Here is a 14557-nt window from a genome sequence, read left to right on the forward strand (position 1 = left end):
TGAACGGCAAGGATCTTTTGTGACTGACGATAGCTTCAACAGTCTGGACGGGGGAGGGTTGTTCCCCCGATTACAGCAGCGATACGGTCTGAGAGATAACCCGCTGGAAATGGAGACGCCATTCTTTCCGGATGGTATGCGCCATCACGCACTAGAGGCACTTCGTCACCTATGTGGGTTTGGCGATATGGCGCTGCTGCTCACAGGTGGGCCGGGGTCTGGCAAGAGTCGATTGCTAACGGAGTTGATGCGCAGCGAGTCATCACGGTTGGGCTTCCATCGGCTTTCGGCTGCGGCCATGACCAGCTCCAATGCGCTGGCAAGGGACCTTCGGCAAGTTGCTCGTTCCGGCTCCAACACTGATGAAAATCCGCGCGAAGCTGTGTATCGATTTTTCCGTTGGTCGGAAGGCCGGGTTGCTAAAGGTCAGCGCATGGTGTTGCTGATTGATGATGCTGATCGTGCGCCTCCTGAGCTTCTTAGGCTTATTCTTGAAGGCTTTTTAGCGGCTGATCGTGCCAAGGCGGCAGTTCCTGTGTTTGCCGGGGAGGATCGTCTCGTAACGCTTCTTGGCCTTGATGAGTCTTCCGTTTCCATTCATCAGATTCACTTGCGGCCTCTAACCAAGGAAGAGGTTTTTTCTTACCTTGAGCCTCGTGTTCATAAAGCGGGGGGCAAGGTGAACGAGCTCCTGAGTGCTGCTCGCCTTTCGAGAATATACGACCTCAGCCAGGGTAGCTTTTCCCGTCTGAAAAGGGTGACGCCCGGCATCTGGCTGGACATTGTTTCTGAAACCTCAAAACAACGCCCATCCCGGCGCGTCGACTTAAAACAGCTCCGCTTGCCAGCACTGGCACTGCTGCTTTTGGGTGGTTCTTGGTGGTTCGTTTCCCAGCAATACGATGAATCGGTGGCGCTGGAAAGTGAAACGATTCCAGAGCCGGATAGAGTGCGCAAGAGCATTACCATTGGCCCTGAAACACCAGAAGATGAGGTGCCCGCTGAGACGCTTCCGCCATTGACAGAGCAAGTAACTCCGGCGGACCCTATTCCTGAGCCTGAGCCTGAGCCTGAGCCTGAGCCTGAGCCTGAGCCTGAGCCTGAGCCTGAGCCTGAGCCTGAGCCTGAGCCTGAGCCTGAGCCTGAGCCTGAGCCTGAGCCTGAGCCTGAGCCTGACTTTGTTCCAAAAAATGCTAGCCGGTACGTGACGGTTGAACAGCTGCGTAGCCGTAGCAAGGGCTGGACTATTCAGCTTGTTGCCGGAAACCTTGAGCAAACGGCACTCAATGTTATCTCCCGCTACCCGTCTTTCGAAGAAATGGTTTATACCAAGACCGAACGCAAGAATGAGCCCTGGTTTATGGTGTTTCATGGCAACTATGCCACCAAGGAAGAAGCCCGACAGGCTGCCTCCCAACTGCCCGATGCACTGATTTCGCGCACTCCCTGGGTGCGCTCAACCGACGGTCTTTAGCTTGGCAAAAACCTAACCCAACCTCTTGTTTCGCCACAGGAAATGACTTTGGTTTACAGAACCCTTCCCAGCAGCAGATATAAAATTTTGTTGAGTACGTATTAGTACGTGTGTAGAATCACTGCCCCATTTTTTTAACGTCGGTTGATTTCTTGCACTGTTTTGGTGCGCAAGTCGCTGATTAAGATGCATTTCTATGCAAGAGGGCGCTTATGAGAGAAGGTCTGTATCACCCCGACGAATTCAAGGACAACTGCGGCTTTGGGTTGATTGCCCACATGAAAGGCGAGGTTAGCCACAAGCTGTTGCAAACGGCTATCGAGTCACTTACTTGCATGACTCACCGAGGTGGTATCGCCGCAGATGGCAAAACCGGTGATGGTTGCGGTTTGCTTATCCAAAGCCCTGTTGCGTTCCTGAAAAAAGCGGCTAAATCTGCGTTTGGCAAAGAGCCAGAAAGCTTGTTTGCCGTGGGTCAGGTGTTCCTGAACCCGGATTCGGCTAAAGCTGCCAAAGGCCGGGCGACAGTTGAAAAGCGGTTGGTAGAGCAGGGTCTAGAAGTCATGGGTTGGCGTGAAGTGCCGGTTGACGACAGTTGCCTCGGACCAATGGCTTTGGATTGCATGCCTCGTATCGAGCAGGTGTATGTACTGCCGGCCGCTAAGTCAGAGCAAGAGTTTGCCATCAGCCTATTTATCGGGCGTCGCCATGCCGAGCGGGATATGGCGGACGATTCAGAGTTCTATATCTGCAGCCTTTCCCATCGAACACTTGCGTACAAAGGTCTCATGATGCCAGCGGATCTGGCTAACTTTTATCAGGATTTGGGCGATCCTGATTTTGCCACCGCGATTTGCGTGTTTCACCAGCGTTTCTCCACTAACACTATGCCTCGCTGGCCTCTGGCCCAGCCATTTCGCTATCTGGCTCATAACGGCGAAATCAATACCATTGATGGCAATCGCAATTGGGCGATTGCTCGAGCCGCAAAATTTAGCTCCCCAAACTTGCCGGATTTGCAAACGCTACAGCCGCTCGTGAATCTGGCCGGATCTGACTCATCAAGCATGGACAATATGCTTGAAGTTCTTCTGGCAGGTGGCGTTGATCTATTCCGTGCGGCGCGCATGATGATTCCGCCAGCCTGGCAAAATGTCGATACGATGGATTCTGAGCTCCGGGCGTTTTACGAATACAACTCCATGCATATGGAACCCTGGGACGGTCCAGCTGGCCTCGTTATGTCGGATGGCCGTTACGCTGTCTGTATGCTTGATCGTAACGGGTTGCGGCCAGCTCGCTGGGTAATTACCAAAGATGATTTCATCACCTTGGCGTCGGAGATTGGTACCTACGGCTACCAGCCAGCGGATGTGGTCGCTAAAGGCCGCGTGGGGCCTGGGCAAATGCTGGCTATTGATACAGAAACCGGCGAGGTGTTGCACACCCGTGATATTGACCAACGTCTCAAGACCGCAAAGCCCTATAGGCAGTGGCTGCGTGAAAATGCGCTGAGAGTGGAAACCACGTTTAATCAAGAGACGCCTGAATTCCGGCTGATGGATGCCGATGAACTGCTGGTGCACCAGAAAATGTTTATGGTGTCCTATGAGGAGCGTGACCAGATCCTGCGCCCTCTTGCTGAAAATGCTCAGGAAGCGGTTGGGTCCATGGGCGACGACACGCCAATGGCCGTCTTATCGAGCAAGGTTCGCCATGTGGCTGACTATTTCCGGCAAAAGTTTGCTCAGGTAACCAACCCGCCAATTGACCCGCTGCGCGAAGCCATAGTGATGTCGCTGGAAACCTGCTTGGGTGCGGAGCGGAATGTATTTGATGAAACCGCCGAGCATGCTGATCGGATTATTCTGACAACGCCCGTACTGTCGCCCGCAAAGTTTCTCCGGTTAGAGGGCACCAAGCGACCGGGATTTGCCGAGGTGATCATCTCTTTAGGCTATTCGCCAGAGTTCGGGCTTGAACAAGCTATTCGGCGAGTGTGTGAGGAGGCAGCCCAAGCCGTCCGTGACGGCAAGGTTCTCCTGATTCTTTCGGACAAGAATCTAAAACAGGGTGAGTTGCCTGTTAGCTCGCTGATGGCAACCGGGGCGGTTCATCATCATTTGGTGGCTCAGGGTTTGCGTTGCGACTCCAATATTATTGTGGAAACCGGTTGGGCACGCGACCCCCACCACTTTGCTGTGCTGTTTGGCTTTGGCGCAACGGCGGTTTACCCGTATCTGGCGTATCAGGTGATGAACGACCTGATACGAACCGGCGAACTGCTGATGGATCCAATCGAAGCGAAGAACAACTATCGCAAGGGCATAAACAAAGGCCTGTTAAAGATTATGTCCAAGATGGGTATTTCTACCATCGCTTCATATCGAGGAGCCCAGCTTTTCGAAGCTATAGGTATGGCGGATGATGTTGTTGATCTCTGCTTCAAAGGCGTGCCCAGCCGAGTTCAGGGTGCGAGCTTTATCGATTTTCAGCAGGACCAAGAGCAACTAGCGGCTACGGCGTGGAAACCGCGTAAGCCCATTACCCCGGGTGGTCTCCTGAAGTACATCCATGGCCAGGAATATCATGCGTTTAACCCAGACGTAGTCGGCAAACTGCAGGATGCAGTCAGCACCGGGGATTACGGGCACTACAAAGAATACGCGGCGCTGGTTAGTGAGCGGCCTGTTGCGACTATCAGGGATTTGCTTGGGTTCCGTGAGGGTATTGAAGCCATCGAGCTTTCCGAGGTTGAGCCGGTTGAGAGCATCTTTCCCCGGTTTGACTCTGCGGCTATGTCTCTAGGCGCCCTATCGCCGGAAGCTCACGAGGCGCTGGCGGTGGCCATGAATACTCTTGGCGGGCGCTCCAATTCTGGTGAGGGTGGTGAAGACCCTGCTCGCTATGGCACGGAAAAGCGATCCAAAATCAAACAGGTCGCTTCCGGCCGCTTTGGTGTAACCGCAGAGTACCTGCGTAGCGCCGATGTTATGCAGATTAAGGTGGCTCAAGGAGCCAAGCCTGGCGAAGGCGGGCAGTTGCCCGGCGGCAAGGTGAACCAGCTGATCGCGCGTCTGCGCTACTCGGTGCCGGGCGTTACCTTGATATCGCCACCGCCGCACCATGATATTTATTCGATAGAAGACTTGGCACAGCTGATATTTGATCTCAAGCAGGTGAATCCGCAGGCACTGGTGTCGGTCAAACTGGTCTCCGAGCCCGGCGTCGGCACTATTGCGGCAGGTGTAGCTAAGGCTTATGCCGATCTGATTACTGTCTCCGGCTACGACGGAGGTACGGCGGCAAGCCCGCTAGCTTCAATACGCTACGCTGGCTCGCCTTGGGAGTTGGGATTAACAGAAACCCAGCAAGCGCTGAGAGCTAATGACTTGCGAGGGAAAATCCGTTTGCAAACGGATGGAGGTATTAAAACTGGCTTAGATGTAGTGAAGGCGGCCATTCTTGGTGCTGAAAGTTTCGGGTTCGGCACTACCCCCATGGTGGCGCTGGGCTGCAAGTTCCTTCGTATCTGTCACCTGAACAATTGCGCAACCGGCGTTGCCACCCAGAATGAGCATCTCCGTGAGGAGCACTTCAAAGGCACGGTGGACATGGCTATGAACTTCTTCCGTTTTGTGGCGGAAGAAACCCGCGAGTGGATGGCAAAGTTGGGAGTGCGCACGTTAGAAGAGTTGGTCGGGCGTGTTGACCTTCTTGTGCGTCTGCCGGGCGACACCGAGCGGCAGAAAAAGTTGGATCTAACACGGCTAGTGTCCAACGACCATATTCCCGAGGAAAAACCCCAAACGTGTCAAGTTGAGCGCAACCTGCCTTTCGACCAAGGCTTACTGGCGGAAGAAATGCTTAAGGCCATAGCGCCTGCGATTGAAGGCAAAACCGGAGGCGCGTGGAGTTACCGCGTCACCAACTGTGATCGCTCAATTGGTGCCCGTATTTCAGGTGAAATTGCAGCGAAGCATGGAAACCAAGGCATGGCCGATGCACCCATAACACTGGATCTCGTGGGTACTGCTGGTCAGAGCTTTGGTGTCTGGAACGTTGGTGGGCTTAACCTCATTCTTGAAGGTGACGCCAACGACTATGTTGGCAAAGGCATGACCGGCGGCAAGCTGGTGGTAAAACCGCCCCGTGGTAGTGCTTTCGAATCCCAGAACACAGCCATTGTTGGTAACACCTGCTTGTACGGAGCTACGGGCGGTAAGCTGTTTGCCGCTGGCACAGCCGGAGAGCGTTTCGCTGTCCGTAACTCTGGCGCCCATGCCGTGGTTGAAGGTGCAGGCGATCACTGCTGTGAATATATGACTGGCGGTCTGGTGACGGTACTAGGCTCTACTGGTGCCAATTTTGGTGCAGGTATGACCGGCGGGTTCGCGTATGTGCTTGATATGGACAACACGTTTGTCGATAAATACAACCACGAACTGGTGGAGATTCAGCGTATTTCCCGCGAGGACATGGAGGCTTACCGCAACCATCTGCGCAGCGTGATTCGCGAGCATATCTCGGAAACCGGCAGTGCCTGGGCTGAGCACATTCTTGAAGATTTCGACGACTACATCGGCCGCTTTTGGCTGGTGAAACCCAAAGCTGCGAATTTGCGCAGCCTTCTGGCAAGTACCCGTGCGCGTCCTGAGTAAGGTCAGTGCATTGAGTCTGTTTCCTTGTAAGGGTTTAGGGCTGCTCAGATCAGCAGCCCTTGTCGATATTGAGCTGATGAGAGCGCCAACATGAAAGAACGACTTAACAACGATTTCCAATTTGTGGAAGTAGGGCGGGTAGACCCGAAGAAGGTGCCTGCGAAGAAACGCAAAAAAGAGTTCGGTGAAATCTACCACCCGCTTGCGGCAGATCATGCGGCATCCCAGTCCCATCGCTGTCTGGAGTGCGGTAATCCTTATTGTGAGTGGAAGTGTCCGGTGCACAACTACATCCCGAACTGGCTGAAGTTGGTGTCGGAGGGCAATATCATGAAAGCCGTGGAGTTGTGTCATCAAACCAACTCGCTGCCAGAAGTCTGTGGCCGGGTTTGCCCTCAGGATCGTTTGTGTGAGGGTGCCTGCACCCTGAACGACGGTTTTGGCGCGGTTACTATCGGTTCTGTTGAAAAGTACATTACCGATACGGCCTTCGCCTTGGGGTGGAAGCCGGACATGTCTGCGGTTAAGTGGACGGACAAAAAGGTAGCCGTGATAGGCGCGGGCCCTGCGGGTCTGGGTTGTGCCGATGTGCTGGTGCGCAACGGAGTGAAGCCGGTGGTGTTCGATATGTATCCGGAGATCGGTGGCTTGCTGACCTTCGGTATCCCGGAATTCAAACTGGAAAAATCTGTGATGACGCGTCGGCGTCAAGTGTTTGAGGAAATGGGTGTTGAGTTCCGTTTGTCCACGGAAGTGGGTAAGGATGTTCAGATGCAGGACATTCTTGACGAATACGATGCTGTGTTTATGGGCATGGGAACCTACACCTACATGAAGGGCGGCTTTCCTGGCGAGGATTTGCCGGGGGTCTACGATGCCTTGCCGTTCCTCGTGTCCAACGTTAACCGTCGACTTGGCTTTGAACAAGATCCAGCGGACTTCATTGATATGAAAGGCAAACGCGTGGTGGTGCTTGGTGGCGGTGATACCGCCATGGACTGCAACCGCACCTCCATCCGCCAGCAGGCAGAAAGCGTGATCTGCGCTTATCGTCGCGATCAGGCCAACATGCCAGGCTCGCGCCGCGAAGTTTCCAACGCCAAGGAAGAAGGTGTGAAGTTTCTATTCAATCGCCAACCCATCGCCATCATTGGTGAGGATCAGGTGGAAGGTGTAAAAGTGGTGTCGACACAGCTTGGTGAGCCGGATGAAAACGGTCGCCGCCGCCCGGAGGTGGTGCCCGGTAGTGAAGAGGTTATCCCGGCAGATGCAGTGCTGGTTGCCTTCGGCTTTCGTCCAAGCCCGGCGGACTGGTTTGATGACCTAACCATCAACACCGACGAGTCGGGCAGGGTAACCGCCCCGGAAAAGGCGGAGTACGGCTTCCAAACCAGCAATCCGAAAGTTTTTGCCGGTGGCGACATGGTTCGAGGCTCAGACCTTGTGGTGACCGCAATCTGGGAAGGTCGTCAGGCTGCCGAAGGCATCATGGATTATCTGGATATCTGACAAACGCTTTGATTCGGATCAGAAGGCCAGCTTAGTAAGGGTAAGCTGGCCTTTTTTATTATGGCAAACGGGGTATCATTGCTCTCGTTCCGTTTAGACCACTTGAAAGAGACAACGTTGGGATCCTTATGACCGAGTTGAAGAATGACCGCTTCCTGCGCGCCCTGATGCGCCAGCCTGTTGATCGTACCCCGGTATGGATGATGCGCCAGGCCGGCCGTTATTTGCCCGAGTATCGCGCTACCCGGGAAAAAGCGGGTGACTTCCTCAGCTTGTGCAAGAACACGCCTTTGGCGTGTGAGGTGACTCTCCAGCCGCTTGAGCGTTTCCCGCTGGATGCCGCTATTCTGTTCTCTGATATTCTCACCATTCCCGATGCTCTGGGCTTAGGGTTGTATTTTGAAGCCGGCGAAGGCCCCAAGTTCAAGCACACCATACGCTCCCAAGCGGATGTGGATGCAATGCCGAAGATCGAGGCAGAAACCGACCTTGATTACGTGATGAATGCTGTTTCCACCATCCGGGGCGCGCTCAATGGCCGCGTTCCCTTGATCGGCTTCTCGGGTAGCCCCTGGACGCTGGCGACCTATATGGTTGAAGGCGGCTCCTCCAAAGATTTCCGCGAAGCCAAAAAACTCATGTACGGCCAGCCAGAAGTCATGCATCAACTGCTGGACCTTCTTGCAGACGCCGTTATCGATTACCTCAACGGCCAGATTAAGGCCGGTGCTCAAGCCGTTCAGATTTTTGATACTTGGGGCGGCATGCTCAGCGGCTGGGCGTACGAGGAGTTCTCTCTGCGTTACATGAAGAAGATTGTCGATAACCTGATTCGCGAAAACGATGGGCGCTATGTGCCGGCAATCCTGTTCACCAAAAACGGTGGCCAGTGGCTTGAGTCCATTGCCGACTCTGGCGCTGATGCTGTAGGCCTAGATTGGACCACGGATATCGGCGAGGCCCGTTCCCGCATCGGCGACCGCGTGGCACTGCAGGGCAACATGGATCCCACCATGCTCTACGCACCCAAGGCGCGGATTCGTGAAGAAGTGGCTGATATATTGCGTCGCTACGGCGCGGGTCCTGGCCATATATTCAATCTGGGCCACGGCATTACCCCGGATGTTGATCCTGAGCACGCCAAAGCCTTCATCGAGGCAGTTGTTGAATTGAGTCCGGAGTATCATCGCTAGTATTTACTATCCCCGTTCACGGGCCTGCGGGCTCAGTGGGCGGGTGTTGAGCCGCCGGTCCCAAAAACCGCTCCAAGCACATCCATGTGGCTTGTCTCCGGCCGTCCTTGGTCTACGACATTTTTGGAACCGGTGGCTCAACTCTCGCATTGATCCTCTCAGCGCGCCTTCTGACAGTTTTCCTTGAGTAGAACTCTTCTGGATTGGCAACTCCCCGCAGTCTATAGTCATGGCAGATGACATTGAAAACAAAGGAGCAGTCCCTTGCCCGCCTCTAAATCTGCAGAAAAACGAAAGTTCCACCGAATAAGCTTTGATGCGCCTTGCGAATTGCATGCGATTGAAAGCGTGTGGACAACAGAGGTTCTGGACATTTCCCTGAAAGGCGTTTTGGTTAAACGGCCAGAAGGGTGGGATGTGCCGTTAAACCAACCCTGTGAGGTGGTTATCCATCTTGATGGGGAACAGGTAGGGATTGTTATGGCGGTTGAGTTAAAGCACATTGAATCTCAACGACTTGGCTTTAAGTGCCAGTACATAGACCTGGAAAGCGCGACGCACCTGAAGCGCCTTGTTGAGTTGAATCTTGGCGATCAGGTTCTTCTTGAGCGAGAATTTACCCGGCTTATTGATTAGTCGGTTTTAGATTTTTGCTAGCAGGCGAATCACGAAATATGCAGGCGGAAGCGGGGAAACCTTTCCAAAAATGTCGTAGGCCAAGGATGGCCGGAGACAAGTGCACATGGATGTGCTTGTAGCGGTTTTTGGAAAGGTTTCCCCGCTTCTGCCGGACTGCCAAGGCCGACAGTGGGGGCTCAAACCTAAAGCTCCTCCAGCGCCGTAATAGCCTCACTAAGCTTAGTTACTGGAATTACCTTCATCCCCGCTATAGCTTTACGTGGTGCATTGGCTTTGGGTACCAGAGCATGAGTAAACCCATGCTTGGCTGCCTCATTAATCCGCTCCTGACCACTAGGCACCGGACGGATCTCCCCCGATAACCCAACCTCCCCAAAAATCACCAAATCCTGCGGCAGCGCCCGGTCCCGAAACGAAGAAACAATGGCAGCCAGCAACGCCAAATCCGCACTGGTCTCATTCACCTTCACGCCACCCACCACATTCACAAACACATCCTGGTCCGACACATGCAAGCCACCATGGCGGTGCAGCACGGCCAGCAGCATGGCTAAACGATTCTGATCCAGCCCCACTGCAACGCGACGAGGGTAACCACCCTGAGCCATGTCTACCAGCGCCTGAATCTCCACCAGCATCGGCCGTGTGCCTTCCCACACCACCATAACCACACTACCGGGCGCGGCTTCCTCACCACGGTTCAGGAAAATGGCACTGGGGTTCTTAACCTCCTTCAGACCCTGCTCCAACATAGCGAACACACCAAGCTCGTTCACCGCGCCAAAGCGGTTCTTAATCCCGCGCAAGGTGCGGTAGCGGCTGTCACTGGAGCCCTCCAGCAGAATAGAGCAGTCAATCATGTGCTCCAAAACCTTCGGCCCAGCAAGGCTACCATCCTTGGTGACATGGCCTACCAAAAACAGAATTGTGCCCGTCTGTTTGGCAAAGCGAGTCAAAAACGCAGCACTTTCTCGAACCTGAGAAACCGAACCCGGAGCTGATTCAATGTCCGCAACGTGCATCACCTGGATACTGTCCACCACCAAAATCCGTGGTTTCTCCGCCTCAGCCACCTGCATAACACGCTCGACACTGGTCTCTGACAGCATTTTCAAATCTTTGGTGGGCAAGCCAAGCCGCTTCGCGCGCATGGCCACTTGCTGCAGAGATTCTTCGCCTGTTACATAAAGCGCTGGCACGCTAGCAGCCAAGTGACACACAGCCTGAAGCAGCAGCGTACTCTTGCCTGCACCGGGGTGTCCGCCCATAAGCACAGCAGAACCTTCCACAAGCCCGCCACCTAGAACCCGGTCGAACTCCTGCATGCCGGTACTTATGCGCTCCTGCTCGGCGAGGCTTACATCACCAAGGCTTTGCACCGCTGACAAACTGCCGGCGAAACCCTCAAAGCGCACTCCGCGAGCACCTTTTGCATTGCTGCTGACGCCACGAACTTCGCTGACTGTATTCCATGCCTGACAGGCAGTGCACTGCCCCTGCCATTTGGAGTAGTCGGCGCCGCACTCAGTGCAAACGTAGGCGGTTTTTGCTTTTGCCATGAAGATAGTCCTGGTGGTTTTGCGGAGCGTTCAACCTCTCACCCTCTCACCCTCTCCCCCGGCCCCTCTCCCGTGAAGGGAGAGGGGAGCTACACACCTGAAGCCTGAGGTCTTTGTACAAATCTCACAGGCAGTGCAGCAAAGACCCTCTCCCTTCACGGGAGAGGGGAGAGGGGGGCTACACACCTGAAGCCTGAGGTCTCTGCACTAATCTCACAGGTAGTGCAGTAAAGCCCCTCGCCCCTTGAGGGAGAGGGGTTGGGGAGAGGGGGTGTTGTCATTTACGCCAACTTCTTATACTTCATACGCTGGGGCACCATGGCGGAGTCCCCTTTGCGCTTCTTGTGGTCTTCGTCGTACTCGGCGAAGTTACCCTCGAAGTACACCACCTCGCCATCATCCTCAAACGCCAGAATGTGCGTGGCTACTCGGTCAAGGAACCAGCGGTCGTGCGAGATAACCATAGCGGAGCCCGGGAAATTCAGCAGAGCTTCCTCCAGCGCGCGCAGGGTCTCTACGTCCAAGTCGTTGGTAGGTTCGTCCAACAGTAATACGTTGCCGCCTTCTTTCAACAGCTTCGCTAAGTGCAGGCGGTTACGCTCACCGCCGGACAAATCGCCCACCCGCTTCTGCTGGTCAGAGCCTTTGAAGTTGAAGCGGCCGGCATAGGCCCTTGAAGGCGTTTCGTAGTTGCCGACCTTAATGATGTCCTGGCCATCACTGAGCAGTTCCCACACAGTTTTCGAACCGTCCAGGTCTCTGCTTTGATCCACGTAGGCCAGTTGAACGGTTTCACCCACGGTGATGGTGCCCGAATTAGGTTGGTCGTGACCGGCAATCATTCGGAACAGCGTGGATTTACCAGCACCGTTACCACCGATAATGCCAACGATCGCACCTGGCGGCACGGTGAAGGACACATCTTCGTAAAGCAGGCGATCACCAAAAGCTTTGCTTATACCTTCCACTTCGATGACCTTGTCGCCCAAACGAGGCCCGGGTGGAATATAGATCTCGTTGGTTTCATTGCGCTTCTGGAACTCCTGCGAGCTCATTTCTTCGAAGCGCGCCAGACGGGCCTTGCTCTTGGATTGGCGGCCTTTGGCGTTGCTGCGCACCCACTCCAGTTCCTGCTTCATGGCTTTCTGGTGCGAGGCTTCCTGCTTGGCTTCGGTGCTCAGCCGCTGCTGTTTGTTCTCCAGCCACTGACTGTAGTTACCTTCAAACGGAATGCCCTGGCCCCGGTCCAGTTCCAGAATCCAGCCAGCTACGTTGTCGAGGAAGTAACGGTCGTGGGTGATGGCAACCACAGTGCCTTCGTAATCGTGCAGGAAGCGCTCCAGCCAGGCTACGGACTCTGCGTCCAGATGGTTGGTCGGCTCGTCCAGCAAAAGCATGTCCGGGCCGGAGAGGAGCAGGCGGCAGAGAGCCACGCGACGACGCTCACCACCGGAGAGATTTTTTACCGGCTGATCCCAAGCGGGTAGGCGCAGGGCATCAGCAGCTACTTCCATTTTGCGTTCTATATCGTGGCCGTCGGTGGCCTGAATCAACGCTTCCAGCTCGCCTTGCTTTTTCGCTAGCGCATCAAAATCTGCATCCGGTTCAGCGTAGGCAGCATAAACCTTGTCCAGTTCTGCCAGTGCGTCATGAACTTCGGAAACAGCCTCATCGACAATCTCTTTGACTGTTTTGCTGTCGTCCAGCTCCGGTTCCTGAGGCAGGTAGCCTACTTTGATGCCAGGCTGGGGGCGGGCCTCACCGATGTAATCCTGATCCACGCCCGCCATAATGCGTAAAAGGGTGGACTTACCGGAACCGTTGAGACCGAGTACGCCAATTTTGGCGCCCGGGAAGAAGCTCAGGGAAATATCCTTGAGGATTTCACGCTTGGGCGGAACCACCTTGCCCACGCGGTTCATGCTATATACGTATTGGGCCATAAAGGCATTACCCTCTTAAAAACGAGATGTGAAAAGGTTCCGTAAGGGGATTTTGCTATCGCCTTGCGCAACCTTGCAATTAGGATTGACAGTTGGGTCTGTAAGGTATCGAAACAAGGCAGCTATAGCAATTTCAGGAAAACAGGCGATATCGGCATGACGGTATCTGCGAACTGTATAAAGGATGATTTCCAACCCGGTAATGGGCTAGAATAGCGGCCCGAATTTTAAGGGATTCCGGAGGCATTCCCAAGACTCTCCGGGCCAGTCAGCACACAGGGGCAGCACATCGATGTTTAATCGTGATATGAAGATCGCCGGTTTCGACGACGAACTCTGGAACGCCATGCAGGCGGAAAGCAAGCGTCAGGAGGCTCATATTGAGCTGATTGCATCAGAGAACTACACCAGCCCGAGAGTAATGGAAGCTCAGGGCAGTGACCTTACCAATAAGTACGCTGAGGGTTATCCCGGCAAGCGTTACTACGGTGGCTGTGAATTTGTTGATATTGCCGAGCAGCTTGCTATCGATCGCGCCAAGGAGCTGTTTGGTGCCGCTTACGCGAACGTACAGCCGCACTCCGGGTCGCAGGCCAACTCAGCCGTTTTTATGGCGCTGGTTAATCCGGGCGATACGGTATTAGGCATGAGCTTGGCCCACGGTGGCCACCTAACCCACGGTGCTGGCGTGAATTTCTCCGGCAAGATCTACAATGCCGTGCAATATGGTATCGATACGGATACCGGTCTGATTGATTACGATGAGCTGGAAGCTCTAGCGGTTGAGCACAAACCGAAGATGATCATTGCCGGTTTCTCTGCCTATTCACAGGAACTGGATTTTGCCCGTTTTCGCGCCATTGCCGACAAGGTTGATGCCTACCTGTTTGTAGATATGGCCCATGTGGCTGGTCTGGTAGCTGCGGGCGTTTATCCCGACCCCATGCCTCACGCACATGTGGTGACCACAACAACTCATAAAACCCTGCGCGGACCCCGTGGTGGCCTGATTTTGGCCTGCGATGATGAGGCTCTGCACAAAAAACTGAATTCCGCTGTTTTCCCGGGTGGCCAGGGCGGCCCCTTGATGCACGTGATTGCTGCCAAAGCAATCTGCTTCAAAGAGGCAATGAGCGACGAGTTCAAGGCCTATCAACAGCAGGTGGTCAAGAACGCTTCCGCTATGGCGAACGTATTTGTTGATCGCGGCTACGATGTGGTTTCCGGTGGCACCAAAAACCATCTGTTCCTGGTCAGTCTCATCAAACAGGACATCACAGGTAAAGATGCAGACGCGGCACTGGGTCGTGCGCACATTACCGTGAACAAGAACGCAGTGCCTAACGACCCGCGTTCGCCGTTTGTGACCTCTGGCCTGCGCCTTGGTACGCCAGCGATTACAACTCGTGGCTTTGGTGAAGCTGAGTGTCGTGAGCTGGCAGGTTGGATCTGCGATATCCTTGATAATCTGGAAGACGAAACTGTGAATAGCCGTGTCCGTGAGCAGGTTGAAGCCCTGTGCGCGCGCTTCCCGGTATACGCTTAAGCGTCTGGTAATGCTTGCCGGGCAAGGTGCGCG

The 14557-nt window shown here is 54.5% G+C and carries 8 protein-coding genes; 6 read left to right on the top strand and 2 right to left on the bottom strand.

Annotated elements, in window-relative coordinates; genetic code table 11:
• Positions 1-19 precede the first annotated feature (19 nt).
• From FE845_RS15700 to FE845_RS15720, 5 genes are all read left to right on the top strand, one after another.
• Positions 20-1474 carry an AAA family ATPase gene (locus FE845_RS15700; RefSeq protein ID WP_200366725.1) on the top strand — a complete coding sequence of 485 codons (1455 nt, stop codon included), beginning with the start codon at positions 20-22 and terminating at the stop codon, positions 1472-1474.
• A 212-nt stretch (positions 1475-1686) separates the two neighbouring features.
• The gene (gene gltB, locus FE845_RS15705; RefSeq protein ID WP_200366727.1) at positions 1687-6135 is read left to right on the top strand and encodes a glutamate synthase large subunit; all 4449 of its coding nucleotides are present in this window, start codon (positions 1687-1689) and stop codon (positions 6133-6135) included.
• A 90-nt stretch (positions 6136-6225) separates the two neighbouring features.
• Positions 6226-7644, top strand: a complete 1419-nt coding sequence (locus tag FE845_RS15710; RefSeq protein ID WP_200366729.1) for an FAD-dependent oxidoreductase — start codon at positions 6226-6228, stop codon at positions 7642-7644.
• Between the two features lie 128 nt (positions 7645-7772).
• A complete protein-coding gene (gene hemE, locus FE845_RS15715; protein ID WP_200366738.1) occupies positions 7773-8837 on the top strand; it encodes a uroporphyrinogen decarboxylase in 1065 nt (354 codons plus the stop codon).
• Positions 8838-9101: 264 nt separating this feature from the next.
• Entirely contained in the window at positions 9102-9473 is a 372-nt protein-coding gene (locus FE845_RS15720; RefSeq protein ID WP_200366740.1) for a PilZ domain-containing protein, read from the top strand.
• Positions 9474-9658: 185 nt separating this feature from the next.
• Here FE845_RS15720 and radA read toward each other — a convergent pair whose 3' ends face one another.
• Complete coding sequence (gene radA / locus FE845_RS15725) at positions 9659-11035, bottom strand: DNA repair protein RadA (RefSeq protein ID WP_200366742.1); 1377 nt, start codon at positions 11033-11035, stop codon at positions 9659-9661.
• A 281-nt stretch (positions 11036-11316) separates the two neighbouring features.
• Complete coding sequence (gene ettA, locus FE845_RS15730; RefSeq protein ID WP_200366744.1) at positions 11317-12978, bottom strand: energy-dependent translational throttle protein EttA; 1662 nt, start codon at positions 12976-12978, stop codon at positions 11317-11319.
• A gap of 292 nt (positions 12979-13270) precedes the next feature.
• Here ettA and glyA point away from each other — a divergent pair, with 292 nt between their 5' ends.
• Positions 13271-14524 (top strand): serine hydroxymethyltransferase, encoded by a 1254-nt coding sequence (gene glyA, locus FE845_RS15735; RefSeq protein WP_200366746.1) that lies wholly within the window; start codon positions 13271-13273, stop codon positions 14522-14524.
• The last annotated feature ends 33 nt before the right edge of the window (positions 14525-14557 follow it).

Origin of the sequence: Marinobacter sp. 1-4A, from assembly GCF_016597725.1 — a bacterium.
In the GTDB taxonomy this organism is placed as follows: Bacteria; Pseudomonadota; Gammaproteobacteria; order Pseudomonadales; family Oleiphilaceae; genus Marinobacter.

Excerpts from the sequence above, each read along its gene's own strand:
- radA (WP_200366742.1), bottom strand. The coding sequence starts at position 11,035 with ATGGCAAAAGCAAAAACCGCCTACGTTTGCACTGAGTGCGGCGCCGAC.
- FE845_RS15710 (WP_200366729.1), top strand. The coding sequence starts at position 6,226 with ATGAAAGAACGACTTAACAACGATTTCCAATTTGTGGAAGTAGGGCGG.
- glyA (WP_200366746.1), top strand. The coding sequence starts at position 13,271 with ATGTTTAATCGTGATATGAAGATCGCCGGTTTCGACGACGAACTCTGG.
- hemE (WP_200366738.1), top strand. The coding sequence starts at position 7,773 with ATGACCGAGTTGAAGAATGACCGCTTCCTGCGCGCCCTGATGCGCCAG.
- ettA (WP_200366744.1), bottom strand. The coding sequence starts at position 12,978 with ATGGCCCAATACGTATATAGCATGAACCGCGTGGGCAAGGTGGTTCCG.
- gltB (WP_200366727.1), top strand. The coding sequence starts at position 1,687 with ATGAGAGAAGGTCTGTATCACCCCGACGAATTCAAGGACAACTGCGGC.